This is a genomic window from Bacillus sp. FF-1 (genome assembly GCF_028548245.1).
GTDB lineage: Bacteria > Bacillota > Bacilli > Bacillales > Bacillaceae_G > Bacillus_A > Bacillus_A paranthracis.
The window spans coordinates 38405-64171 of record NZ_JAQQGG010000007.1; the positions used below are offsets into that span (position 1 = coordinate 38405).

The following is a 25767-nucleotide window of genomic DNA, read 5'->3' on the forward strand; positions in this document are numbered from 1 at the left end:
CTCTTTAGAGAGTTGACCTTCTTTTTTATTTCTTCGCCTTCGTTCCTACTAAATCACCAGCAACAACATAACGTTTAGAATTATCTTTTACAGATACACATGTAATAAGTGTTATCTCATCTTTCCCATGATCTTCAACAACCTCCCATTTATCAGGAGTTACTTCAGATACACCAGTAACCGCATATTCATATTCGTTTTCATTATCATACAAATAAATTTTATCGCCTTTTTTTAGAGACGCTATATCACTAAATAAAACACCTTTTTTAGACATGTTATGTCCTGCTAATGCATAATTCCCTTTTCCCATTACTTGATTTTCTTTTACTGTTGCTGCACCTGATAATAGGTTTTTCTCAGTAGAAGACTTTAAAACAGGAAGTTCTAATGAAACACTCGGAATCGAAATACGACCAATTACTTGTTTCTTATCTAAAGATGCGTTCGCTACTTCTGCCAAGTCTGGTTGATTAATTTTCGAAGCATCTACAAATTCTGTCTCATGTTTTTCATAATCCATTTTTTGAACAGCCTGTACATTTTCAGTCTGTTTCTTTTCAGCTTGATATCCATCATAAAATGGTTTGCCGATTAATACACCACCTACAACAAATAGGAGGATTGCTACTATACTATAAATTCTTTGCTTATTCATATACAATTCCTTTCCGTTACAAAATCTTACTCTATTTAAAATGATAAGATAATATTGCTATATGTACAAGTGTAAGCTGAAAAGAAACCTTCTTGCTGATGCAAGAAGGTTTCTTTTTAAGCGATTTTATTTCGATATAAAGATACGTGGAAAATTGTCATTTGAATAAAGAAAATACTAAATGCAATATATATTGGATATGCAGGAACATATAGATTAGCAATTGGAGAAAGCGTTAAAAAACCAACCGCACAAGGCAACACGTACCATAGTGACATAAATGTAGTACGACAAGCCTTTTCTGTAATCGCCTTTTCCCGCTCGTCTTCTTGAGGAAATAACAGTGGAAACATCCAATATGATAGCTCTTTATATTTTTTCTTTTGAATTTTATAAAGAACAGTCGATACAATACCAAATATTAAAAGCAATCCTATTGGCATTAAACTCACCGAAACTTCAAATGGTACCCTCTTCGTTTGAATAAAATTAGCAACTTCGATAGTAAAATAATACAACTCAATAAATGCCCAACCTGCTAATACCATTAAAAGTACATTCAACATATAGGAAAATACAAGTCTATTCATCCTCTTCCCCCTCCTTATTTAAAACAAACACATCTTCCATCTTGAGCTCGAACACATCGCAAATCGTAAGCGCTAATAACAATGACGGAACATAATCCCCTTTTTCAATTGCCGCGATTGTTTGTCTCGTCACTCCAACCTTTTCTGCTAATACACTTTGCGAAAAATTAAACCGAGCTCTTAATTCCTTCACTCTATTTAAAATGGTCAAATTTACCACCTCTCACCATCATTGTATGCTACCCTTAACAAAATGTAAACTCAACTTAACATTGTTTTTATAAAAAAATCCAACTCTACGTATTGTAAAGTTGGATTACGTGTTAGTTTAAAATTGTAACTTTAACGATTTTTCTTCCCCATTGACTAGAAGACCCTTTATCAGGCATTAACACATCAATTCTGTTACCTTTAATCGCTCCACCAGTATCTGCTGCAATTGCGACTCCATAACCTTCAACATTTACAGTTTTACCTAATGGAATAACATTTGGATCTACAGCAATTAATTTCATTCCTGGGTTTGCAGTTAGATTATAACCTTTACCACCTGGTCCCCATGCAGAGAATACTTGTTGACCTGGTGCATAACCATTTTCCCCTGGATCAGCTGTATAAGCTGTAGCTTCTACATAAATTTCTTTCCCACCAGCAGTTGGCTTAGGAGATGGTTTAGGTTGTGGAGGTTCTACCTTCGAATTATTATTAGTAACTGGTTCAGCTGGTTTACTAGCTTTTGCTTGCTTTTGCTTTTCAGCAATTTCCGCTTGCGCTTTCGCTAAAGCTTCTTGCTCAGCCTTTGCAGCTGCCTCCGCTTTTGCACGCTCTTCTGCTGCAATTCTTGCTGCTTCTTGCTCACGAGCAATCGTTTCTTGTACTGCCTTCATGTTTGATTCGATTTTAGCCTTTTCTTCTGCAGCTAAATTAAGTTGGCTTGCAACCTGATTATATTTAGCTTGAACTGTTTGTAAGTTAGCTTGACGCTTTTTCAAGTTATCTTGCAAATCAGCTTGTGCTTTTGCTAATTTTTGTTTGTCTACTACTAAAGATGCTTCTTTTTCGTCAATTGTTTTCTTGTCTGCTTCAATTTGACGAAGATCTTGTTCCTGTAGACGTAAAATTTCTTTATCAGCTTCTAAAATAGTAGAAACTGCGTTCATACGTTGTAAGAAATCTGCAAAGTTTTTTGACTCTACTACAACTTCTACTACTAAACTTGTATTTGAACTGTTTTGAACAGAAACCATACGTTTTCTCATAATATCTTTACGAGCAAGGACTTTATCCTCTAAAACGACAATTTCTTCCTTTTTTTGTTCAATCTGCTTATGTGTTTCATCAATTTTACGTTGAATAGCAGCTTGATCCTCTTTATTTTTTGCAATTGTATTATTTAAATTATGTAGTTCGTTTTCGATACCTTGAATTTCTTTACTAACAGCTTGCTTCTCTTGCTCTTTCTTTTGCATTTCTGCATCGTTTTGCTGCAATTGCTGTTGCATGTTGTTAAGTTTCTCGTCGTTTGACTCTGCTTTAACAGCGACTGTACTAGAAAGACTTATAATTCCTGCTAATACTAGACTACTGATTCGCTTAAAATAGTTCATAATCCGACTCCCTTCTTATACAGTTATACATGATTTATTTTACAGTTTGTTTACAATACCATTAAATACAGTTTATTTTTCATGACGAAAAAAAGGGAATTATGCATAAAATGTAATAGATTCTTAAATATTTAACAATTCCTATATTTAAAAATTATAAAAGATGCTAAAATCCAAATATAGAGAAAATATAACTTCTAAAGGCGGTTGAAATAAATATATGTTTACTCAAAAGAAATCACTCCAACATAAAATTGATCAATTAGAAAGTCGTATACAAGAACTAGAAGCAGAATTAAAACAAAAGGATATCGAACAACAAGAGACTATTTCTTCTATCCACGATCGTGTACAAAGCGTTGTTCAAGAGCATCAACTTGTAAATAACCAGCACAATACACTTCAAAATTTAGTTCAACAATTAAGCTCATGTTTCGAAAATGTTTCAACACGCACTACACATTCCAATGAATTAAATAATGAAATGTTACAAAAAGAACAAAGCTTAATTCAATCTATTGAAGAAATCATTGACTGCTCTAATGAAGGAAAAGAATCTGTTCACCGTTTACTTATTGTAATTAACAAATTAGGCGAACAATCTCAACGTACGTCTAATAGTATGAATCATTTAAGTGAACGCTCAAAAGAAATCGAGCAAATTGTAGAAGTCATTCAAAACATTGCAGCACAAACAAATTTACTTGCTTTAAATGCAAGCATTGAAGCTGCACGTGCTGGTGAACACGGTAAAGGATTCGCTGTCGTTGCCAATGAAGTAAGAAAATTAGCTGAAAGTACAGCTGAAAGTACAAAAAACATTGGCAACTTAACGAAAAAAATTCAAGAAGAAATTGAAAAAGCATACGATAATACAAAAGATAATTTGCATTTAGTCGATGAAGGTGTAGAAATGAGTGCCGATACAAACGCTAGAATTGAAAATATTTTAATTATGATTCAAACGTTACAAAACGGTGCTACTAATGTTATTAAAGCTATTGAAAACCAAAAGTCTTGTAATGATGATATATTACGAGAATTCGCTACTACACAACAAATGTTCCAAAAGTTAAATACTACTATTATGAATCACATTCATGATGCTGAGAAAGTCGATGTTCAATTAACGAAAAGTCTTGAAGAAACAGCAGTTTCTCGTTAACAATAAAAATCCCTTATACTGCTATAAGGGATTTTTATTATATTTCGAATATTTATTTCTTCTCAATATTCATCCGTATCTTTGTTATAATGGACAAGTTGTTTCTTTCGACTATTAAACAAGGAGGTTATTATGGAACAATTTTACTACATTTTAAAATATTTAATTCTTGGTCTGTTCCAAGGACTAACAGAACCGATTCCGATTTCTTCAAGCGGTCACCTCGTTTTAGCACAGCATTTGCTAGGACTAAAAATCGAAGGGTTTAGCTTTGAACTACTTGTTAATTCAGCTTCATTATTAGCTGTATTACTTATTTATAGAAATGATTTAATTCGTCTAACGAAGAATGGTCTATCTTATATATTTACAAGAGCAGAAGATGCAAAATCAGATTTCTTCTTTATTATTTACCTTGTTATTGCGACCATTCCAGCAGGTGTTATTGGTGTTTTATTTAAAGATTACATCGATCAATACTTAAAAGGTGTGAAAATGGTTGGGATTTCCCTTCTTATTACCGCTGTCGGTCTTTGGATTATTAGAAACTTGCGTGGACGTAAAAATGATGGCGACCTTTCTATGAAAGATGCAATCATTGTTGGCCTAGCACAAGCTTGCGCACTAATTCCTGGGATAAGCCGATCAGGTGCAACAATCGTAGCAGCGATGTTACTTGGTATGAAGCAGGAAACGGCTCTTCGTTTCTCATTCTTACTATATATACCTGTTAGCTTAGGTGGTTTATTATTAAGTATTACAGACATTGCAAAAGATCCAAATCTAGATACACTATTCGTACCATATATCGTTGCATTTATCGCAACATTTATCATGACGTATATTTCATTAAAATGGTTTATGAACATTATGGCAAAAGGAAATTTAAAATATTTCTCTTTCTATTGCATTATCGTAGGTGTACTTACTCTTATTTTCTTATAAGGTGAAACTTACAAATCAAAAAGCGAGTCATTCTATTACACTAGAACGACTCGTTTTTTTATGCATATACTTTCTTTTCTTGACAATACAAACGAATAACATGTTTATTTTGTTGAAATACATCATGCGTTAGGCGGATAATAATAAAATTTCGTTTTATTTGATCATCATGAACAAAAATCTGTTCTCCCTCTTGAAAACGCCACGCACTTTCAAAAGTTGTAATATGATTCCCACTTACAGAAAAAAGCTCATATCGCATATCTTGTTCCCTCTTTCAACTTATAATAATCATAATATCCTTATATTAAATTTAGTATAACTTAATTCTATTAAAATTTATAATTTTTTCTATTTCAAAATATTTTAATTTTGTTTTAAGGTTCTTTTAACGTTATAATGGTAAACGAATTTTCATTGAAAGGAGCTTCATTTTGACTGCATATTTATTCCCTGTAAAAACAGCATTTATTTTATTTCCTTTTTTAGCAATGTTTCTATTAATCCCTTTTTTAATATTTAATTATCGAAAGTATGGTTATTTAAATAAATGGCGTTCATTTATTTTATACTCATTATTGCTTTACTTATTAAATGCCTATTTTCTTGTGATTTTGCCGTTGCCACAAACATATGATACTTGTAGCCTACAACCGGCTAATACGCAGCACATGCAACTATCACCATTTTATTTCATACAAGAAATTAGTAATCGTACTTCGGCAATTTTAACGAAACCAGCTACTTATTTCTACCTATTAAAAGAATCTGCGTTTTTACAAGTAGCATTTAACGTTCTATTAACCGTTCCATTCGGTATTTACTTACGGTATTATTTCCGACGTAGTTTCTTACAAACAATTTGTATTTCTTTTTGTCTTTCACTCTTTTTCGAGCTAACACAAGTGACTGGACTATACGGTATATACAATTGTGCGTACCGCTTATTTGATATAGATGATCTGTTTTTAAATACATTAGGCGGCGTAATCGGCTTTATCATTGCACCAATTTTTACGTACTTCCTTCCGAAAGCAAGCGAATTAGATAGTCATATTGATTTGGAAACGAAACCAGTCGGATTCGTTCGTCGCTTTATCGCGATGCAAATTGATTGGATTTTCTTATCCATCGTTGTACCTGTCATTAAAAACAAAGGAAATTCTTTCTTTGTTTCTAATATTCAATCTTACACGAACATATACGAACTCATTTTCATAACGTGTTCGATCTTTATTTACTTTATTATCATTCCATACTTTACGAATGGAAAGACAATCGGTAAAGCATTGCTTCGTATTTACGTGAAAGGACAATCAGATCGTATTACGTTGAAGGAACTATTCATCCGTTATGGTATATTCTATTTCGTTTTAGGTGGAATCAATTATATTCTTTCTAGTAGCTCTATCTTAAATCTTAAAGAACCTTTAGTATTAATAGTTATATTATTATTCCAACTCGTAATTAACGGTCTATTTATTATTCATGTTTTATTACATGTATTTAGTCGTGATAAGTTACTATTTTACGAGCGAATTAGTCAAACAAGAAATGCGATCGTACTAAAAAAAGCTGACAAGTAATACTTTGTCAGCTTTTTTTCATAATCGTAAATAACTTTTCTGTGTAAGGATTTGAAAACATTTCTGCTTCATCTAATAATTTCCTCACCTTTAGAAACGAATGCAATTCTGGATATATATTTTGTAATTTTTCGTACGTTAACGTATGCATTTTTCCCCAATGCGGGCGTCCTTCATACTTTAGAAAAATTTTCTCCACCTCACCAAAATAAGCAGCATACTTCATACCTTTATACATATGAACAGCTATATACGCAGAATCTCTTCCATACGCTGGACTGAGCCATATATCATCCCTTTTCACATAACGGCATTCAATTGGGAAGTGCACTTTATACTTTTTCTTTTCAATAAGGTTTGAAATTTCTTCTACAACGGCCTGCATATACTTTGAAGGAACACTATACTCCATTTCATAAAATGGAACCGCACGCGATGTAGCAAATACTTCATAACTCGGACCAATTATTTTTGTATTCGGTACAGCTTTAGCCGATAATCGACTTACTCCTTTACTTATAGAAGGAAACCATTTGCATCCTTTAGATAACAAAGAAAACATCTTATTTTCTAGTAACTCTACCTTTAGTTTATGCCATTTCAAATCACTTTTTTTACCCGTTGTTTCGTTTGTAACTTTCACTTGCACTTCATCTGAATAAGGAAAAACAAAGAATTCAAAGTGGCGATTCTTCTTATATTCTTCTAATTTGTTCATTACAGTAGATAATGCTTGTTTTTCACTTTCATACACAAGTGAATACGCCCTGATAACTTTCAATTTTATCCTTACAATGATACCTAGCATCCCAAGTGACAACTGAAAGGCCCTCCAATATTCTACATTCTCCGTTTCCGAACAAACTATAGTCTCACCTGTAGATAAAACTGCCGTAATCTCTATAACTTGTGTTGATAAACTTCCAAAGGTAATACCCGTTCCATGCGTCCCCGTACTAATTGCTCCTGCGATAGATTGCGAATCAATATCCCCTAAATTTTCTTGCGCATAACCTTTTTCCTCAAGTAACTTCCCTAGCTCATGTAACTTTGTTCCTGCCCATACTTCGGCAACCATTTCTTCCGTATCAATATTCACAATTCCCTTCAATTCATCTAAAGAAACTAAAATTTCTTCCGTTTGCACAAGAGGTGTAAACGAGTGTCCTGAACCGACAACACGAATTTTCTTCCCTTTCTTTCGCGCAAGCTCTATAACTTCTACTACATCTTGTATACTTTCTGGATACATCGTATAATGCGGTGTTCCTTCTACATTCCCTGTCCAATTTCTCCATTTTTGTCCCTTTATAGAAAGCATTGGCCATCCCCCCGATATGTTGAATACTCCCCAACAATCTCTCCTTCTTTCACACGATATAAAAACGGAAACCGCTCACATAATTCGCCAGCTTTACTATGACGAAATAAGATAGAATCTCCTATCTCTACTCGTTCCTCACCGTTATAAAAAATCGGTGTTTGCACTTCACCAGCGCCTTCTAAAGCTAATAGTTTTGCACCATTCGGCCTCCAAATCTCAGGTTCTTTATCTTTCCCAATTGCGCCTGAGGCAATATATCCACCACCTAGACAAGTGTAAATTGTTGGGGCTGGTTTACGCACAACTGGTAAAGCAAACCCGACAGCTGGATGAAATTGCACCTCTTTATAATAATCAAACAGCTTCGGGGCATAAAAAGCCGAACCTATTGTAATCTCTGAAACTGAATGATCTTGCTCAGTTGTTTTTATACTTCCTGTGCCTCCCCCATTTACGAACCTTAGTTCAATACCTAGATTTTGTATTTCTTTTACGATATGTCCTCTTCTTTCTTTAACTTCTAACACTGATTTCTTCTTTAAATGTGAAATCACTTTACTTTTCACTCGTTGATTCGGTATGCGATCTCCTACCCCAGCAATTTGGGCTTCATATCCCATTACACCATCTAGTATTAAAAATAATGATTCTTTCAACCTTTTTACTATTTTCAAAGTACCTTGCACATCTTTTACCGGTGATCTTTTGACCCCAAAATGAAACTTAAAAAAACGACTACTCATATCAATATCTAAGCAAACACGAAAACATCCTTTAGATTTCTCAGCAATTTTTTCTAAATAAACAATATGCTCTTCACAATCCACCATACAAGTTATAATGAGCCCTTGCTTTGTTAGCAAACTTATTTCATGTAACGCCCTATCATCATAAGCAGGATATCCGAGCAATAAATCATTGAATCCTTGTTCAATTAAAAACAAAACTTCCCTAGGTGAAAAACACATAATACCTTGAAATCGTTCATTTGCAGCTAAAATCTTTTGCATAACCGGAACAGAACGTAACGATTTACTCGCTATACGAATCTTCTTATTGCCACTTAATTCTATAATCAATTGAATATTTCTATCTAAAGCTACTTCATCCAAAAATGCACACGGTAATGGAACTTCTTTAAAAATTCCTCGATCCACATTTTTTCTCTCCTCTTCTCTATATGTCTTATACATATTGGAAAGAAAGTTGGAATCTCCTCTACAAAATAAAAAAGTTTCTTCCTATTTAAGAAGAAACTTTTTTAGGACTACTTCATAGAAATAGTTGCTGCTACTGGATAATGATCAGAATAATCATCATACGTATATTTTTTGAGCCATGATGTAACAGTCCACTGTGGAGATTTCGGTTGTAACACTTTATTCTCTACAAATGACGGGTTCGCATGGTCTTTACTTGCAATAATATAATCTAAATACTCGGCAGGGCTATCAGGGAAATTATATTTTGCAATACTGTTTGTCGTCGCATCCCAAGTTGCTGTATGTCCTGTATAAGATGGAATAGAAGCGTGCAATGTTTTGAACATTGATGCGTATTCTGAGTCACTATTGTTCTCAGCATTTATTTTATTCACATTCATATCACCACCAAATAGGACGTACTCGTCATTTGGTATATTTTTATTTTTAATAAAATCTTGAATTTCTTTTAACTGGTTTGTACGTACAGATGCAGGTGAAGTTTTTCCGCACATACTATCTTCAGCCTGCAAATGCGTCCCAATTACATGAACGAAACGATCATTTTTCTTAATTTTCGTGTATACAAATCCTTTATTCGATAAATTATCTGGTCCACATCCATTTGCAAATACATATTGAACCTTTTCAACGATCGGCCATTTGCTAACGATTGCAACGCCTCCATCTTCAGGAGTTGCAGATGAATAGCTACCTAACGTTTTATCCCATTCATTTCCGTTGCTACGACCTAATACAGCTGTTTGATTTGGGTATTCTTTCTTCAAATTTCCTAAAAGGCGATCTGAAGCACTATTATCAAACACTTCATTTAATATAACAACGTCTTGATTCTTAATATAATCTGCCGCCCCAATTAAATCAGCACGCTCACTTTGTCCCCAATTCGGATATAAGTTAGTTGATAGCATGTACACGTTATGCGTCATCACTTTCAAAGTATTGTTTTGATCTGTAGACGTATCTGCTTGAGCTGAGGATCCTCCGTATAAAACTCCTAAACCAATCCCAAAGCTAAGTACACCTTTTAGCAATTTACCTTTCACGTTCCATACCTCCATGTGTATAGTATTGAACTACTCACCACTTAACGTCCTTACGGACTGTTTGAAGTGGGAGATTCCTAAGTACAGAAGCCTAATGGCTTCTAATTCATTAGGCTATCCCCGTAGTTCCTACGGTTAGAAGCCTTAAAGCTTCATTTTTAAGATTGATACTTGCGTTAATATCTCTGTCGTGATGACAATTGCACTCAGGACAATCCCATTCACGAAGATTTAGATTCTTAACGTCTTTATTTTGATACCCACAACAAGAACATAATTGGCTTGAAGCAAATGTTTTGGATACCAGAATGACTTGTTTTCCATACCATTTTGCCTTGTATTCTAGCAACGTTCTAAATTGTGACCAAGATACTTCACTAATCGCTTTTGCTAACTTATGATTTTTTAACATATTCGATACTTGCAAATCTTCTATACCGATAACATCGTGGTTTTTGATGATTTCAGTTGAGATTTTGTCCAAGTAATCTTTTCTAGCATTAGCTATGTATTCATGAATTCTAGCTACCCTTACTCGTTGTTTATTCCAGCGAGAAGATCCTTTCATTCTTCTAGAAAGAACGCGCTGTGCTTTTGCCAACTTCTCTTCCAATGAGCGAAAAAATTTAGGGTTTTTATAGGTTGTTCCATCTGACAAAATGGCGAAATCTTTTAATCCTACATCCATTCCAATATAAGAATGTGTTTTCGGAAGTTCTTGCACTTCTGTTTCAACTAACAATGACACAAAGTATCTGCCAGAAGGGTTCCGTCTAACCGTAGCATTTAAAATACGTCCCTTTACTTCACGACTTTTGGCAAATCGAACAAGACCTAGTTTCGGCAATTTCATTTTGTTTCCGACAACAGCAATGTTTTCATTTGTTTGTTTTGTGGTATAAGATTGTACGTTGTTCTTTTTAGATTTGAAACGCGGGGCACTGTTTTGTTTTTTAAAAAAGCGTGTATAAGCATCCACAAGGTTGCGAACAGACGATTGAATAGCAATACTATCCACTTCTTTTAGCCAAACAAACTCTTTCTTCATGGCAGGAAGTTTGGCAGAGCATGTACCATATGTCAAACCTTTTCCTGTTTCTTTGTATGCATTATCCCATAGAGATAGGAAGTGATTGAATACAAAACGAGAACAACCAATCGTTTTATTGATCAGGATCGCTTGTGCTTTATTTGGATAGATACGAAATTTATACGCTTTATTGATCATCCTTCATTTCACCTCCATTTCGATATATTTCCATTATATACCAAACGCACATTCGATAGTTAGTTAAGTGATTATGACAAATTATCCGGTAACACTTTACATATGTCGAACAATTAAGATGACTTCCTGCCATCTCTTGTTCGAAGCCAATTCATCTCCCACCTACTCGCTGGGCTACGCCCTTCACGCTCCTTGAGGAAGGAGTCTTCTTGGCTAAATTGATAAAAAGGTCAAATACTCTATTGTGAGATTTGACCTTTTTTAAATACTTAACGATCTCCGTACGTATCAAACCAAAGCTGAATGTATCCAGCAGTAACACGTTGTGCATCCATTAATCGCTTACCTGTCATTGGCGTAACTTCAGCGCGCCATTTATCTGCATATTCTTGTGACACAGCTGCTTTTACGAACCAATCTTTCGTATTATCATTTACAATTCCAGGGTAATCTTGTTTCGCTACTACTGCCGCTCCATGAATCCACTCTTCTGGATTTGTACCTTTCCAGTTCCAATATCCATTTCCATCCGTCACTTTATAATTATCTTTTATCGTATCTACAAAGTTTTCATATTTAGAATGGAATCCTTGTGGATACGAAAGATTTGTAAAGTTTGCTGCATGCATCGGTTGGTTTACATCTCCTAAATAATGAAGAGATAATCCTAAATAGAAGAATGCTTGTTTCATATCTTTATTTTTATATGATTCACCAGCTAATTTAAAATATTTAGCGCCAGTTTCTTTTGCCTGCTTTGCAAATGGAATATATGTTTTTCCATTGTCTGGATCATAGAAATGTGAAGCAAATGTGCTATTATCATAATAAGGATTTTCATAGTCAGCAGCATAAATACCGTTCTCTAACTCCGTACGCCATTCATTTAATTGTGCAACTCGATCTTGTTTTACAAGTGTTGTATTGCGAGACATAATATCAATCGCACGGTTTACAATCCATAAATGAGAATTTACACCTTCTTTATGTTTATCTTCAGCAGACCAGCGGTGAACTATTTTTATTTTACTTCCCCCATCGTTTTCATGAGCAAATGCAACGCTTTGTAAAGGAGCTACTACTGTAATAGCTGCTGCTAAAGCAAGTATTTTCTTTTTCATCTGAAATCCTCCATTTTATAATCGAATTATTGTAAACTTTTTGTTAGGATCCTATGATGTCGTCCGGTTAACCTATGACTAGAATATCCCACCTTTCATGAAATTTCTATTACTAAATCAAAATATGCAAATGTTCATATCATTATAACTTTATACACAGTGAATATAATGAATGAATACACTTTCATTTTAATAAACTATTATTAAGGCTTATCTAAACTAATGTAAAAAAAGAGTAAAGCACCCACATGCTTTACTCTTTTTTTCTATTCGATAATATACTCGGCAGTTGTACATTAACTGCCAACTTATGAATAAATCCAAATACTAATCCAATCCCAATAAATATGTATAAGATTGTAAATATCTTCCCAAAATCAGTTTGCGGGCTAAAATTCGCATCACCGACAGTCGTCAGCGTCACAACGCTAAAATACAAAGCGTCAAGAGGACGTAATTCTTCAACTGTACTATAAAAAATCGTACCAGATGTTAATGTTAAAAATGTTAATACGAATAATACTTGAAATTCTTTATCTTTCCACGCTCGTAAACAAGCTTTTAGCATTCGTTTCAATGTCAACATAAATGAAAGCATGAGACTTCCCCTTCCAAACAAAATACCTGTAGTTACAGGAAAGTCTATCACCTTTCTGTACAGAAAAAAAGTAGCCCTCTTCTATTTCTAGAAAAGAGCTACTTTTTACTATTCTATATTATTTAGGTGAAACAAGAATTTTCACTTGTGTTTTATCTTTTACAAGTGCTTCAAATCCTTCTTCAACAACTTGATCTACTGTGATTTTTTTCGTAATTAATTTCTCTGCTTGAATTTGACCAGAGCTAATTAATTTAATAACAGCTGGGAAGATATGACGGTATCCTAAAATACCAACCACTTCTTTTTCTTTTAGTACAAGATTGTTTGGAGTAATTGTTGCGTCTTTTTCCCATACACTAACAATTACAGTTTGTCCTTCGAAACTTGTACTTTCAATTGCTTGACGAAGTACAACTTCAACACCTGTTACTTCAAAGCTCACATTTACACCTAAACCATTTGTTAAGTTACGAATTTCTGCTAATACATCTTGAGTAGCTGGATTTAATACGTAATCCGCACCTGCTAATTTTGCTAACTCTTGACGTTCTTTAGAAAGCTCGACTGCAATAACAGGAGTTGCTCCTGCTGCTTTAGCTGCTTGGATAACAAGTAGTCCAATTGGACCACAACCAAATACTGCTACAGCTTCCCCTTCTTTTAATTTACTTTGACGTACTGCATGAACTGCTACAGCTGCTGGTTCTACAAGTGCACCTTGTTCATATGTCATTTCATCTGGAATATGGTGAACCATATCTTCTGGTACTACTGTATATTCAGAGAAACCGCCGCCTTCTCCGCCAAGACCGTGGAAAACAAGTTGTTCACAAACATTGTAATGTCCATGTTTACAAGCTTCACATTTACCACAAGAATAAATTGGTTCTACAACGACGCGGTCTCCCACTTTATGAGATGTAACACCTTCACCGATTTCAACTACCTCACCGCTAAACTCATGACCTAAAATAACCGGTGCTTTTACATGTGTTAATGGATGCTCTTCTGTCGGAATAAAAATAGGTCCTGCTAAATATTCATGCAAGTCTGTCCCGCAGATACCACACCATTTAACTTTAATCTTAACTGCTCCTGGTTTTACAGTTGGTTCTGGTACTTCTTCTACTCTTACATCACGTTGATTATGCCAAAGTAATGCTTTCATTTTATACATCCCTCTCTATGTATATACTTAACCTGGTGAAGTTTACAAATCTATTATAATACTTCTATCCATATATTTCAAAAAAACAATCTCATTTCCACTAAATTTTAACAAATAACGTTCAATATTTTGTCACTTTGTACTTTTTTCCACATCTGTTAATTCAATTTCATTGCGGTTGAAATTCGCATTATGCCATAATAGCATAGGAGAGGTGAATATCGCTTGAAATATTTTATTTACTTTATTGTTATCGTAGCGTTTCTAGATACGTTTTCACAATTACCTATTATGAGTACGTTCGCTCAAAGTCTTGGAGGATCCCCTCTTATTATTGGGCTAGTTGTCGGCATGTACTCATTCGCTAATATGATCGGTAATATTATTGCTGGCGCTGCTGTCGATAAATTTGGTGCAAAAAAAATACTTTATATAAGCATGGGACTTACGAGTTTCATAGTCTTGTTATACACTGTTGTTCAAAGTGGTGAACAACTATTAGTTGTGCGCTTTATGCATGGCTTTAGTGATGGATTTTTAATTCCTGCTGCCTTTACGTTTTTATCCAAACAAACAAATGCAGCAAGGCAAGGTAAGGCAATGGCTCTATCTGGGGCTGCAGTTGGAACAGCGGCAATTGTAGGACCTGCTTTTAGCGGAATTATGAAAGCAACTGCCGGTATAGAGTGGGTGTTCATTACCATCTCTATTTTAATGGTTCTCGGTACGATTGTATCGCTCTTCTTCTTACCAAATAACGTATCAAGAAAAGATACTTCAAGAACACAAATGATGAACAAAGAAGATATGTTTGAATTATTGAAATCAGAGCCGTTATTACAGGCATATATTGGTGCTTTCACACTCATGTTTTCACAAGGAATTGTCACTTATATGTTACCAGTGAAAGTTGAGGCATTAGCACTTAAAGCATCTACAACAGGCATGATGTTAAGTGTATTCGGCATTACCGCTATCCTCTTCTTCTTACTGCCAACAAATCGTATTTACGATCGATTTAATCGTTCAAAACTAATGCTAATCGGTATTACAGTAATGGCATTAGCATTATCTTTACTTGGATTATTCGCAACAAAAGGCATGCTCTTTATCGTTATGATGATTTATGGCATTGGATTCGCTATCCTTTTCCCATCGATAAACGCATTACTTGTTGAAAATACGACAGATGATAAACGCGGAAAAGCGTTCGGATTGTTTTATGCTTTCTTCTCATTAGGCGTTGTTGCTGGATCCTTTACAGTTGGAGCAATCGGGGCATCCCCTAGCGTCAGCTTTGTTATCGGAACTGCATTCTTATTAACATTTGCCGGAATGATTTATGTAAGAAGCAAAGTAAAAGGCAGAGACAAAGTAAAAAAGACAATGATAGGATAATTCCATCATTGTCTTTTTTTAATGATAAACTTCTATTCAACTTTTAACTTTCAAGAAGCCGTATTTAATAAACAATATGGCATTATATTTTTCATAGAGATAATACAATGGATAACAAAATAAGAAGAAAATAAATACAGTTGGGACATCGTCTATAATAGAAAAATATTTTACTAGCAATTCCTTAATACTCTCTCCAATTATAATAAACAGTGGAATGATACAAATTGCCGCTAATATTAAGCATGGTGTGATCCTCATTTCTTTTAGCCCCACCTTACAGTGTGGACACTTGAATGAAAAAGGATGCGGGAGCTCCATAATATGTTGTGCAGTAATATTCCCTTCACACTGTGGACATTCAATTACTTCTTTCATGTAACTCACTCCTTTCTATCCATAAAAAAGAGCACTATCCAATAGCGCTTTTTTATTGCCGAATATATTACTTTTGTGTGTAGCTAAGTAACAATGTAAATAAATTGAATGGTAAAGGCAATACTACATTTCTTCTTTTACAAAAAAAGTTTATCAATACCAACGATACTTCGACAATTTCCTCGGAAATATTTCCTTTCCCTACATAATTTGATACACTACATATAAACAGACACTTGTATTACATAAGCTAAAATAATAACTTACTGTACAAATTCAAAAGCACATTCTTCATATGAAGAATGTGCTTTTCTGTTATTAACGTTTAATCCAAACAGCGCCTGCTGATTTATCCTCTGCCTGTCCAACAACTTGGAATTTAAGTCCAAGGTTCGGAACTTTTCTTCCTGCGTCTGCAATTTGTTTATTACTATATACTTTTGAATCATCAAAAGTTGTAACACCTTGTAATCCAGAATAGTTAAACTGTCCACGTGTTAATGAATTTACACTCCATGCTGGTGTTTGATCAAATGAAAATGCAGCGTCTGCAATTTGCATACCTGTATTACCGTAAGTTGGTTTTCCGTTTAAATTGCCAACAAGTGCCTCTGGATGCGAATCTACAACACCAAGGAATCCTTCACCTGGATGCACCCCAACCCAGTTATCTTTAAAGCTATCATCTGCATACCAAACGACAAGACCTGTATTATACACTGGGCCTTTTCCTGCTTTTAAACCATTATCTGATCCCGCATAGTTTCTCCACTCTAAGTAGTAATAATGAGCTTTCTTCTCTGTCCCATCAGAAACAACAAAACCATTTACATTCATTTTAGACTGTCCTTCTGCATCATCAGAAAATACAACTTGTCCATCAACAGTTACATTTACATTGTCCATCGCAAAACCTTTATATGTTACAGCCGGATCTGTAATATAATCGAATTGCAGTTTCACTTTTTTTCCTTTAAATTGACTTAAATCATATGATTTATCAATCCATTTTCCATCTGTTGTATCTTTATCTCCTTGGACTACTTTTTCTCCAAGTCTATCAATTAATGTTTTCGTTCCATCTTCTGTTACTGCATGCACTTCAACAAAATCGCACTCTGCTTCTAACTCATAATTTGCTTTATAATCAAACTTTGCATTTGTTCCTTTTGTTAAATCAAAGAACGGTGTTTCTAATGTTGTATGCATATCATCGCCTCTTGTACTATAATATGCATGCTTTCCAAACTCCGGTTTAATTGTTTCAACACTTTTGCCTGGTAAGTTAACACGTACAACACCTGGACGATTTGATTTCGTAACACTTTGATCAATATATGTAGGAACTCCTACACCACGCTTAATTTTATCGTAATCTACTTCTAAAATTTTTGCCCAGTTGCCACCCATATTCTTTTGTAAGAAATCTTTATTTTGTGGTGAAAAACTAGTTGGCTCTGTTCCCGCAATTTTCCCTGTCCAACTACCTCCACTCATTAATGACCAAGCTTCGACAGGTGAACCAGTTCCAGTATATTTCGTATCATATTCATCTGGTAATCCAAGATCATGTCCAAATTCATGCGCAAACACACCTACTGCTCCATCTTCTGGTTCAATTGTGTAATCATGTGCTGCTACTTTTCCACCAAAGTAATCTACTTTTGATTTTGTGCCTTCAATCGCTACTGGATCTACTGCTAATTTTGAACGATGTGACCAGATCGCATCATCACCTAATTTACCACCACCTGCTTCTTGACCAACACCAGCATGGATTACCATTAAATGATCAATTACACCGTCAGGCTCATTTTGATTCCCATCACCATTTGTATCATATCTATCAAACTGATCAAATTGAGATAAATCTAACCCTTTCTCAGCAGCTGCATGTAAAGCTTCTTTCACTAAATCACGTGCGCCTTTTGGTCCTTTATTATCATGACCACTACTACCATCAGCTCCATAATCAGATGCTTTTCCTGGAACAGTTAGCCACTCCGTTACATATCCGTCTGTCGTATAACTACCGCCAGACTGCTCTTCGTAATATTGTTTAAATGTTTTTACTTTCGAACCATCAAATAACGTATATGGTTCATTACCAAATAACATCTTTTGATAATGCTCTCTACTAAAGTCATTCGAATACATATACCCTGGTGTTTGATCAATATTATTATGTTTATAATCACTAAATTCAACAAGTAACACTAATACCTTATCCGTTCGAACAGATCCCTTATACGGCGCTTGCTTTGCTTTAGATGTTGGAACTTGCCCATTCAATTGTTTTTTATTTGGTTCAGGCTTTTGCTCAGGGCTAACGTTTTTTTCAGGTTTCTTTACCTTTTCCTTTTCTTCCATTTTTTTCTCTTTTATTTTTTTCACGAAATCAGATGCCTCTTTAGCAGTATCAGCTGGAAGAATTTCTTTATTTGCCTGATCTCCTTGTTTCTTTTCAATATATTGCTCGACAGCCTTTTTCGTCTCTTCTTTAGAAGATGCTGGACTAATTTCTCCTCTTTCTTTCAGCGCTTCCGCTAGACGATCTTCTTGAATTAAATTGTAATCAATTGGTGTTGTAGACACATTTTCCTTCTCTTTTGCTGGCGTTTCTGCGTATGCTAATGGAGCACTCATTACAGATGTGCATCCGATAATTGCCGCAATTGCTAATGAAGATAACACTTTAAATGGCGCTTTTCTTCTCATTTCATTTCTCTCCTTTTATAAAACTTAAAATTCAGATAAAGTGAAACTTTAACCAGTGGGGGTTTTCTTCATCCCCCACTGATTATTAGTTGAACCAATCGGACTTTTATGGGCAGTTGATCCCTCACCTAACTTTTTTTGCTTTCGCTGCATTTTGAGGTGGGGGTCTTACTGCCCATTAAAGTGGGATAAATAAGTGCATTTAAATCAAAAGCTCTACTTTCTGCCCTCCCTATATAAAGTGAAACTTTAATCAGTGGGGAGTTTGTTCATCCCCACTGATTATTAGTTGAACCAATCGGGCATTTACGGGCAGTTGATTCCCCACCTAACTTCTTTGCCCCAGCTGAATTTTGAGGTGGGAGTCTTACTGACCGTTAATGCGGGATAAAAAGGCATAATTCTATAAACATTAAGCTTTCTGTTATAGAATCATGCCCTCCAGTTTTCTGGTCAGACTCTCTATCTGTCTATATCAAAATATGAAAAATAAAGAGTGATTTGTATATATTAAATAGTTTATATAACAAATTTAAAAGACAATATGCAAAATTGCATGAAAATTCTCTTAAATACAAAAAAAGAATCCTAGTCACTTAAACTAGGATTCTTGATTTTCTATTATTTCTCTTGTGTTTTTTCCCAATCAGCTAAGAATTTCTCAATTCCTTGATCTGTTAGTGGATGCTTCACTAATGAAGCAATTACGTTTGCTGGGATTGTTGCAATATGTGCACCATTTAATGCTGCGTCAGTTACGTGAACACTGTGACGTACAGATGCTGCGATGATTTCTGTTTCGATGCCGTGAATTGCAAAGATTTCTGCGATTTGGCGAATTAAGTCCATACCGTTATGACCGATATCATCTAAGCGACCTAAGAATGGTGAAACGTATGTTGCACCAGCACGAGCTGCAAGTAATGCTTGAACTGCTGAGAACACTAATGTAACGTTTGTACGAATTCCTAAGTCAGAGAACGCTTTTACTGCTTTTAAACCTTCTGTTGTCATTGGAACTTTTACAACAACGTTTGGAGCAATTTTCGCTAACTCTTTTCCTTCTTCGATCATTTTATCTGCTTCTAAGCTAATTACTTCTGCACTTACAGGTCCTTCTACAACGTTGCAAATTTCACGAATGCGCTCGTGGAAGTCTACGCCTTCTTTTGCTACAAGTGATGGATTTGTCGTTACTCCAGCTAATACGCCTAATGCATTTGCCTCTTTAATTTCGTTAATGTTTGCTGTATCAATAAAGAATTTCATTTGTTATTCTTCCTTCCTAATTTTCATTTTATATTTATTTATTTTTCTTAATAAGCTCTAATTCAATCGGAATAGATTTGTCCACTTTTTTACCTTGCGTGATCTCTTTTGCTGTTTGCATCGCCTTCTCTCCGATTAATTCCGGTTTTTGAGCGACTGTTGCAGCCATACGCCCATCGTTAACCGCTTTCACAGCATCTTCTGTTGCATCAAATCCAACAACGACTACATCCGTTTTTCCAGCAGACTTCAATGCTTCAAGTGCCCCTAATGCCATTTCGTCGTTGTGCGCAAACACGGCTTTAATGTCGCTATTCGCTTGCAAAATGTTTTCCATAACAGATAATCCTTTTGCTCTATCAAAATCAGCCGCTTGTTTAGCAACTACTTTTAAAGATTTATCCGCTACGTTATGGAATCCTTTCCCGCGCTCACGAGCAGCAGAAGATCCAGGGATTCCTTCTAATTCAGCAACGTTTGCTCCTTCGCCGACTAATTCACGAATGTAATCACTAGCCATTTGACCACCTTCGATATTATTAGATGCAATGTGAGAAACAACCTTACCTGAATTCGCAACGCGGTCTACTGTAATAACAGGAACATTTGCTGCATTTGCTGCACTTACTGCTGAAGCAACAGCATCTGAATCAGTTGGATTAATAACAACTACATCGACACCTTTTTGAATTAAATCTTCAACATCATTTGTTTGCTTTGCTGCATCATTTTGTGCATCAACAGCAATCAATTCGATGCCACTATCTTTCGCTTTCTTTTCTGCACCTTTTTTCAAAGTTACAAAGAAGGGATTATTTAAAGTTGAAACAGAGAATCCAACTTTAATAGTTTTATTTCGACCTTTATCGCTAGAATCCTTTGCCCATTCTGGTGGTTCCATTGAACAACCAGCAGTAATGACCATAATACATGCAACGAGTATAAGTAACCATTTCTTCATGAACTGTCCCTCCATTACGCTTCTTTTCTGCGATCAATTAATACAGCTAGTAAGATTACAAGTCCTTTTACAACTTGTTGGAAGAAAGAAGATACACCTAATAAATTTAAACCGTTATTTAGTACACCGATAATAAGTACACCGATGAATGTACCAACAATCCATCCTCTTCCCCCAGAAAGACTAGTTCCACCTAATACAACTGCTGCAATTGCATCTAATTCGTAAGAAGTACCTGCAGTCGGCTGTGCAGAATCTAGTCGTGATGTTAAGACAATACCTGCAAGCGCTGCCAAAACTCCGGAAAGACCGTAAATCATTACTTTAATTCTCGTAACATTAATACCTGATAATGCTGCTGCTTCTTCATTTCCACCAATTGCAAATGTACGGCGACCAAATGTCGTTTTCTTCAAAATGAAGTACAGCACTGCGAAAGCGATCATCATTGTAACAGCTGGTACTGGAATACCAAGAAAATAACCGCGGCCAAACATTTGGAACATTAAATGATCACCAAGACCAGTGATCGGACGTCCGTCCATATAAACAAGCGTCAACCCGCGAAAAATAGTCATTGTTGCTAAAGTCGCAATAAATGGAGCTACTTTTCCCTTCGCTATGATGATACCGTTTACAATTCCCATTACAAGACCAGCTAATAATCCAACTGCCATCGCAAGGAACGGGTCCATGCCACTTGCCATCATTCCAGCAACAAGTGCACTTGATAATGCTAAAATAGAACCTACCGATAAGTCAATACCCCCTGTTAAAATTACAAAGGTCATTCCGAATGCAATAAGCGCATTAATCGATACTTGACGCAGTATATTAAATAAATTTGGAATTTCAATAAACGCTGGATTTAAAGCCGTAATTACTACAATAATTAGCGCTAGTCCAATTAAAGACCCAAGTTGTTGTAATACATTCCCCTTCTTAGCCATCCTTACTCTCCCCCTGTAGCTAGTGCCATAATAGACTCTTGTGATGCCTCATCTTTCTCTAAAATGCCGCCGACTTTTCCTTCATGAATAACAAGAACGCGATCACTCATCCCTAAAACTTCTGGAAGCTCAGATGATACCATAATAACGGCATCTCCTTCTTCGGTAAGCTTATTCATAATAGAGTAAATTTCTTTTTTTGCTCCAACATCAACACCCCTTGTTGGCTCATCTAAAATGAGTAACTGCGGGTGGATACCTAGCCATTTTGCAATTACAACCTTTTGCTGATTTCCACCAGAAAGAGATTTTACCGCTTGCTCTCCACTAGATGCTTTCACATTAAGAAGCTTCATCATGTCCGCCGTAAACTGTTGTTCTAGTTCGTTACTTACGACACTCCCCTTTGAAAGACTTTCTAAATTCGTTAAAGCCAAATTTTCCCGAATTGAGAAATCTAACACTAATCCTTCAGATTTTCTATCCTCTGTAATGAAAGCGATTCTTTGTCTAATCGCATCTATCGGACTATCAATCTTTACTTCTTGTCCATTTATAAAAATTTGGCCAGAATCTAAAGGTTCGTATCCAAATATCGCTTTCATAATATCTGTACGGCCAGCTCCCATCAAACCAGCAACACCAAGGATTTCACCTTTTCTCACCTGAAACGATACATTTTCAAACTTCCCTTTTTTCGTTCCATTACGCATCTCAAAAATCACATCGCCAATTTGACTATTTCGTTCTGGGTAACGTTCACCAATGCTGCGCCCCACCATCATACTCACTACTTCATCAAATGATGTTTCTGGAATTAATCTCTTTCCCACGTATTCTCCATCACGCAAAATCGTAATAGCATCACATATTGAGAAAATCTCTTCCATACGATGCGAAATGTACACGAATGAAACACCTTCTTTACGTAACTTATTGATTACTGTAAAGAGCGTTTCGATTTCACGATCCGTCAGTGCCGCAGTAGGCTCATCCATAATAATAACGCTTGCATTTGTCATTAGTGCTTTCGCAATTTCGATAATTTGCTGTTGTCCAACCGATAACTCTCCTGCCAACATAGCTCCTTTTACATGTAATCCTAACTCTGCTAGTTGCTGCTGCGCAATCGCGTTCATTTGGCGCGTACGTAAAATACCTGTCTTCCCATACATTAACTCTTTACCGAGAAACATATTTTCAGCTACTGTTAAATTCGGTAATATGTTCAATTCTTGATGTATAAATGCAATACCGTACTCTTCAGCTTCTTTCGCATTTTTAAAAGTTCGTTCTTGTCCATCAATCGTGATCGTTCCACCATCTCTTTTGTATACACCTGTTAAAATCTTCATGAGCGTTGATTTACCCGCTCCATTTTCCCCCATCAATGCATGGACTTCTCCTGTTTCAATCATAAATTGTGCATTCTTCAAAACAGGATTTCCATTGAACGCCTTTGAAATATTTTTCATTTCAATACGCATTCCCATCACTTCCCTTTATTAAAAAATCACGCCTGCATGTAAAATTACATTGGCATAAGGCGTAGCCTCGCCTGTACGAATAATGGCCTTCGCTTTCTTTGTATGCTCTTTAAATTGTTCATGAGATACATATTCAAACGCTGGCTCTACTAATTTCAGCTCAATCTCTTTATTTATTTCCGCATTATTGTTAATAACCTCTTCTGCTAACGTCACTTTTTCAATTGCCATATCATCAGCTACCACTTGCAATACATCTAAAAAGCTAGGTTTTCCTATTTCAACAGCTAAATCAATTCTTTTTACTCCGTCAGGAATTGGTAAACCGCAATCAGCAATTACAATCGTATCCGTATGCCCAAGTGAAGCAAGGATTGATGCAATCTCACTATTTAATACGCCGTGCTTCTTCATCCGACAATCACCTGCACTTCACGTACTCTATCTCTCGTTGGCATACCGCCTTGCGCCCCAAGTTTCGTTACAGAAAGACCACCAGCAATATTCGCAAAACGAATTGCTTTTTGAAGTGTTTCTCCTTCAGAAAGCGCAACTGCTAATGCACCATTAAATGTATCACCAGCTCCAGTCGTATCTACTACATCAACAGCAATGCTAGGAACATGTACAATCTCTGTACCATTATGGAAACGTACACCGTTAGAACCTTCTGTCATCAATAGTTTGTTTGGATATTTAGCCAGTAACTCTTCAATTGGTGATGTGAAATCATCTAATACGATGCGACACTCATGTTCATTTGGCGTAATATAAGTTGCCTTTTCTAAAATATCTTCTGATAACACTTGTGCTGGCGCTGGGTTTAACATAACCGGGATTTTGTGTTCCTCACAAATAGCTAATACATATTTTACTGTTTCAAGCGGAATCTCTAGTTGAAGCACAACCATATCAGCTTTTATAAGAAGATCTTTTGAACGATTTACAACCGACTCATTGACAAGAGCATTCGCTCCTTGCACGACAACAATACTGTTATCCTCTTCTGCTAAAACGATATGAGCAATTCCTGTCGCCGCATCTGTAACCGGTACCACATAGTCGATAAAAACGCGTTCGTTCTCTAAATTTTTTCTAACTACAGTTCCATAATTATCGTCTCCTACCGCTCCAACCATCGCTACATTTGCGCCTAATCTAGCTGCAGCAACCGCCTGGTTAGCTCCTTTCCCTCCTGGAATTGTATGAAATGCTTCACCAATTACTGTTTCCCCTGCTTTCGGACGTTTTTTTGAAACGGCCACTAAGTCCATTGAAATACTACCTACTACTGCAATATTTGGCATCTATTTCATCTCCTTACTTCGTTGTATTTCGTTCTATAATTTCAATCGGTAAACGATAATGTTTCTCTTCTAATACGTTTCCTTCCATCTGCTCTAACAGCAGTTCTGTTGCAATTTTCCCCATTTCATAAATTGGCTGTGCAATAGTTGTAATAGATGGATACATCATCTCTGTTAAAGAAATTCCATCGAATCCGATAATTTGTAAATCATCCGGAATAGAAATCCCCTTTTGAAGCGCAGCCTTTACGATACCTATTGCAATTAAATCATTCCCAGCAACAATTCCATCAATATGCGGGTATTGTTCTAATAGTTCCACCGCTACACGCTCACTATTAGCTGGATCAAATGTACTCTCTGCAATCATATAAGAAAGATTATTTTGTGTAATAACGTCTACAAAGCCTTCAAAACGTTCATTTGCTGTGCTTACGTCACGCGGTCCACGAATATGTGCAATATGTTTACAGCCCTTATCTATTAATAACTTTGTCGCTACCTGACTTCCCGCATAGTTATCTGCATACACAGCAGGTATACGCTCATTAAACATACGGTCAATTGCAACGACTGGTACTGACAAGTTCATGTAATTCACACTATTTTGTGGATTTGTCGCTACAATAAATCCATCTACATTATTTTGCCTAAGTACATCAATATATTGCTTTTCTTTCTCTAAACTTTCATCAGAGTTACAAAGTACAACTGTATACCCTTGCTTATGCGCTACATCTTCTACGGCACGTGCAACTTCTGGAAAGAATGGATTCACGATATTTGGAACAACTAAGCCAATTAAACGAGATTTTTTATTATACAGTGAACGCGCTACTGTACTAGGCTTATAGTCTAGCATCTCAATCGCTCGTTCTACTTTCTTTAAAGTATCTTCATGAACATATCCATTTTTATTTAACACTCTGGAAACGGTCGCAACAGATACTCCCGCTAATTTTGCAACGTCTTTAATCGTACTCATTTTCTTTCCTCTCCATTTCATGTAACCGTTTACAGAAAATAATATAACGTAT

Annotated in this window: 24 protein-coding genes and 1 pseudogene; 4 read left to right on the forward strand and 21 right to left on the reverse strand. The window is 35.7% G+C overall.

Annotation, left to right across the window (positions count from 1 at the left end; translation table 11 throughout):
* Positions 1-25: 25 nt before the first annotated feature.
* The 4 genes from PQF83_RS21115 to PQF83_RS21130 form a co-directional block, all read right to left on the reverse strand.
* On the reverse strand, positions 26-658 hold the full coding sequence (locus tag PQF83_RS21115; protein ID WP_001041721.1) for a class A sortase: 633 nt from the start codon (positions 656-658) through the stop codon (positions 26-28).
* 116 nt (positions 659-774) lie between these two features.
* Positions 775-1248, reverse strand: coding sequence for a hypothetical protein (locus tag PQF83_RS21120; protein WP_001081111.1), 474 nt, complete (start codon positions 1246-1248; stop codon positions 775-777).
* Complete coding sequence (locus PQF83_RS21125; protein ID WP_000154009.1) at positions 1241-1459, reverse strand: helix-turn-helix transcriptional regulator; 219 nt, start codon at positions 1457-1459, stop codon at positions 1241-1243. Before PQF83_RS21125 ends, PQF83_RS21120 begins: the two co-directional genes overlap by 8 nt.
* A 112-nt stretch (positions 1460-1571) precedes the next feature.
* Positions 1572-2855: a 3D domain-containing protein gene (locus tag PQF83_RS21130; protein WP_001105826.1), complete on the reverse strand. Its 1284-nt coding sequence runs from the start codon at positions 2853-2855 to the stop codon at positions 1572-1574.
* 631 nt (positions 2856-3486) lie between these two features.
* On the opposite strand from PQF83_RS21130, the pseudogene PQF83_RS28605 reads away from it, so the two are divergent.
* Together PQF83_RS28605 and PQF83_RS21140 are read left to right on the forward strand one after the other, a co-directional pair.
* Positions 3487-4020: pseudogene (locus PQF83_RS28605) on the forward strand (methyl-accepting chemotaxis protein); the annotation flags it as partial.
* Between the two features lie 132 nt (positions 4021-4152).
* Complete coding sequence (locus tag PQF83_RS21140; protein ID WP_000434782.1) at positions 4153-4965, forward strand: undecaprenyl-diphosphate phosphatase; 813 nt, start codon at positions 4153-4155, stop codon at positions 4963-4965.
* A gap of 58 nt (positions 4966-5023) precedes the next feature.
* Here PQF83_RS21140 and PQF83_RS21145 read toward each other — a convergent pair whose 3' ends face one another.
* Positions 5024-5227 carry a hypothetical protein gene (locus PQF83_RS21145; RefSeq protein WP_001268337.1) on the reverse strand — a complete coding sequence of 68 codons (204 nt, stop codon included), beginning with the start codon at positions 5225-5227 and terminating at the stop codon, positions 5024-5026.
* A gap of 172 nt (positions 5228-5399) precedes the next feature.
* Here PQF83_RS21145 and PQF83_RS21150 point away from each other — a divergent pair, with 172 nt between their 5' ends.
* Positions 5400-6551: a VanZ family protein gene (locus tag PQF83_RS21150; RefSeq protein ID WP_000128043.1), complete on the forward strand. Its 1152-nt coding sequence runs from the start codon at positions 5400-5402 to the stop codon at positions 6549-6551.
* 7 nt (positions 6552-6558) lie between these two features.
* Here PQF83_RS21150 and PQF83_RS21155 read toward each other — a convergent pair whose 3' ends face one another.
* The 7 genes from PQF83_RS21155 to bdhA form a co-directional block, all read right to left on the reverse strand.
* Entirely contained in the window at positions 6559-7872 is a 1314-nt protein-coding gene (locus PQF83_RS21155) for a D-arabinono-1,4-lactone oxidase (RefSeq protein ID WP_000948917.1), read from the reverse strand.
* Positions 7860-9032 carry an amino acid deaminase/aldolase gene (locus tag PQF83_RS21160; protein WP_000373741.1) on the reverse strand — a complete coding sequence of 391 codons (1173 nt, stop codon included), beginning with the start codon at positions 9030-9032 and terminating at the stop codon, positions 7860-7862. The genes PQF83_RS21155 and PQF83_RS21160 overlap by 13 nt, the downstream gene beginning before the upstream one ends.
* Positions 9033-9142: 110 nt before the next feature.
* Positions 9143-10159: a sphingomyelinase C gene (gene sph / locus PQF83_RS21165; protein WP_001996694.1), complete on the reverse strand. Its 1017-nt coding sequence runs from the start codon at positions 10157-10159 to the stop codon at positions 9143-9145.
* Between the two features lie 94 nt (positions 10160-10253).
* Positions 10254-11372, reverse strand: coding sequence for an IS200/IS605 family element RNA-guided endonuclease TnpB (tnpB, locus tag PQF83_RS21170; protein ID WP_000608414.1), 1119 nt, complete (start codon positions 11370-11372; stop codon positions 10254-10256).
* 269 nt (positions 11373-11641) lie between these two features.
* Positions 11642-12493 (reverse strand): phospholipase CerA, encoded by an 852-nt coding sequence (cerA, locus tag PQF83_RS21175; protein ID WP_000726983.1) that lies wholly within the window; start codon positions 12491-12493, stop codon positions 11642-11644.
* A gap of 253 nt (positions 12494-12746) precedes the next feature.
* Positions 12747-13091 carry a potassium channel family protein gene (locus PQF83_RS21180; RefSeq protein WP_000948232.1) on the reverse strand — a complete coding sequence of 115 codons (345 nt, stop codon included), beginning with the start codon at positions 13089-13091 and terminating at the stop codon, positions 12747-12749.
* A gap of 118 nt (positions 13092-13209) precedes the next feature.
* Entirely contained in the window at positions 13210-14262 is a 1053-nt protein-coding gene (gene bdhA, locus PQF83_RS21185; protein ID WP_000645822.1) for a (R,R)-butanediol dehydrogenase, read from the reverse strand.
* A gap of 225 nt (positions 14263-14487) precedes the next feature.
* Here bdhA and PQF83_RS21190 point away from each other — a divergent pair, with 225 nt between their 5' ends.
* A complete protein-coding gene (locus PQF83_RS21190; protein WP_000873244.1) occupies positions 14488-15660 on the forward strand; it encodes an MFS transporter in 1173 nt (390 codons plus the stop codon).
* 36 nt (positions 15661-15696) lie between these two features.
* Here the strand turns inward: PQF83_RS21190 and PQF83_RS21195 are convergent, their stop codons facing one another.
* From PQF83_RS21195 to rbsR, 9 genes are all read right to left on the reverse strand, one after another.
* A complete protein-coding gene (locus tag PQF83_RS21195) occupies positions 15697-16038 on the reverse strand; it encodes a hypothetical protein (protein WP_000665757.1) in 342 nt (113 codons plus the stop codon).
* A gap of 318 nt (positions 16039-16356) precedes the next feature.
* On the reverse strand, positions 16357-18756 hold the full coding sequence (gene inhA2, locus PQF83_RS21200) for a M6 family metalloprotease immune inhibitor InhA2 (RefSeq protein ID WP_001252970.1): 2400 nt from the start codon (positions 18754-18756) through the stop codon (positions 16357-16359).
* A gap of 621 nt (positions 18757-19377) precedes the next feature.
* Positions 19378-20025, reverse strand: coding sequence for a fructose-6-phosphate aldolase (gene fsa / locus PQF83_RS21205; protein WP_000667661.1), 648 nt, complete (start codon positions 20023-20025; stop codon positions 19378-19380).
* A 34-nt stretch (positions 20026-20059) separates the two neighbouring features.
* Positions 20060-20986: a ribose ABC transporter substrate-binding protein RbsB gene (gene rbsB / locus PQF83_RS21210; RefSeq protein ID WP_000758976.1), complete on the reverse strand. Its 927-nt coding sequence runs from the start codon at positions 20984-20986 to the stop codon at positions 20060-20062.
* A 14-nt stretch (positions 20987-21000) separates the two neighbouring features.
* Positions 21001-21936 carry an ABC transporter permease subunit gene (locus tag PQF83_RS21215; protein WP_001074635.1) on the reverse strand — a complete coding sequence of 312 codons (936 nt, stop codon included), beginning with the start codon at positions 21934-21936 and terminating at the stop codon, positions 21001-21003.
* A 2-nt stretch (positions 21937-21938) separates the two neighbouring features.
* Positions 21939-23423 (reverse strand): ribose ABC transporter ATP-binding protein RbsA, encoded by a 1485-nt coding sequence (gene rbsA / locus PQF83_RS21220; RefSeq protein WP_001217681.1) that lies wholly within the window; start codon positions 23421-23423, stop codon positions 21939-21941.
* Positions 23424-23441: 18 nt separating this feature from the next.
* Complete coding sequence (gene rbsD / locus PQF83_RS21225; protein WP_000716155.1) at positions 23442-23837, reverse strand: D-ribose pyranase; 396 nt, start codon at positions 23835-23837, stop codon at positions 23442-23444.
* Entirely contained in the window at positions 23834-24730 is an 897-nt protein-coding gene (gene rbsK / locus PQF83_RS21230; protein ID WP_001132854.1) for a ribokinase, read from the reverse strand. The genes rbsD and rbsK overlap by 4 nt, the downstream gene beginning before the upstream one ends.
* Positions 24731-24743: 13 nt before the next feature.
* Positions 24744-25715 (reverse strand): ribose operon transcriptional repressor RbsR, encoded by a 972-nt coding sequence (rbsR, locus tag PQF83_RS21235; RefSeq protein WP_000104043.1) that lies wholly within the window; start codon positions 25713-25715, stop codon positions 24744-24746.
* Positions 25716-25767 lie beyond the last annotated feature (52 nt).

Coding starts and splice junctions, on each gene's coding strand:
- PQF83_RS21115 (WP_001041721.1), bottom strand. CDS start 658: ATGAATAAGCAAAGAATTTATAGTATAGTAGCAATCCTCCTATTTGTT.
- PQF83_RS21120 (WP_001081111.1), bottom strand. CDS start 1,248: ATGAATAGACTTGTATTTTCCTATATGTTGAATGTACTTTTAATGGTA.
- PQF83_RS21130 (WP_001105826.1), bottom strand. CDS start 2,855: ATGAACTATTTTAAGCGAATCAGTAGTCTAGTATTAGCAGGAATTATA.
- PQF83_RS21140 (WP_000434782.1), top strand. CDS start 4,153: ATGGAACAATTTTACTACATTTTAAAATATTTAATTCTTGGTCTGTTC.
- PQF83_RS21145 (WP_001268337.1), bottom strand. CDS start 5,227: ATGCGATATGAGCTTTTTTCTGTAAGTGGGAATCATATTACAACTTTT.
- PQF83_RS21155 (WP_000948917.1), bottom strand. CDS start 7,872: ATGCTTTCTATAAAGGGACAAAAATGGAGAAATTGGACAGGGAATGTA.
- sph (WP_001996694.1), bottom strand. CDS start 10,159: ATGGAGGTATGGAACGTGAAAGGTAAATTGCTAAAAGGTGTACTTAGC.
- tnpB (WP_000608414.1), bottom strand. CDS start 11,372: ATGATCAATAAAGCGTATAAATTTCGTATCTATCCAAATAAAGCACAA.
- cerA (WP_000726983.1), bottom strand. CDS start 12,493: ATGAAAAAGAAAATACTTGCTTTAGCAGCAGCTATTACAGTAGTAGCT.
- PQF83_RS21180 (WP_000948232.1), bottom strand. CDS start 13,091: ATGCTTTCATTTATGTTGACATTGAAACGAATGCTAAAAGCTTGTTTA.
- bdhA (WP_000645822.1), bottom strand. CDS start 14,262: ATGAAAGCATTACTTTGGCATAATCAACGTGATGTAAGAGTAGAAGAA.
- PQF83_RS21195 (WP_000665757.1), bottom strand. CDS start 16,038: ATGAAAGAAGTAATTGAATGTCCACAGTGTGAAGGGAATATTACTGCA.
- inhA2 (WP_001252970.1), bottom strand. CDS start 18,756: ATGAGAAGAAAAGCGCCATTTAAAGTGTTATCTTCATTAGCAATTGCG.
- fsa (WP_000667661.1), bottom strand. CDS start 20,025: ATGAAATTCTTTATTGATACAGCAAACATTAACGAAATTAAAGAGGCA.
- rbsB (WP_000758976.1), bottom strand. CDS start 20,986: ATGAAGAAATGGTTACTTATACTCGTTGCATGTATTATGGTCATTACT.
- PQF83_RS21215 (WP_001074635.1), bottom strand. CDS start 21,936: ATGGCTAAGAAGGGGAATGTATTACAACAACTTGGGTCTTTAATTGGA.
- rbsA (WP_001217681.1), bottom strand. CDS start 23,423: ATGCGTATTGAAATGAAAAATATTTCAAAGGCGTTCAATGGAAATCCT.
- rbsD (WP_000716155.1), bottom strand. CDS start 23,837: ATGAAGAAGCACGGCGTATTAAATAGTGAGATTGCATCAATCCTTGCT.
- rbsK (WP_001132854.1), bottom strand. CDS start 24,730: ATGCCAAATATTGCAGTAGTAGGTAGTATTTCAATGGACTTAGTGGCC.
- rbsR (WP_000104043.1), bottom strand. CDS start 25,715: ATGAGTACGATTAAAGACGTTGCAAAATTAGCGGGAGTATCTGTTGCG.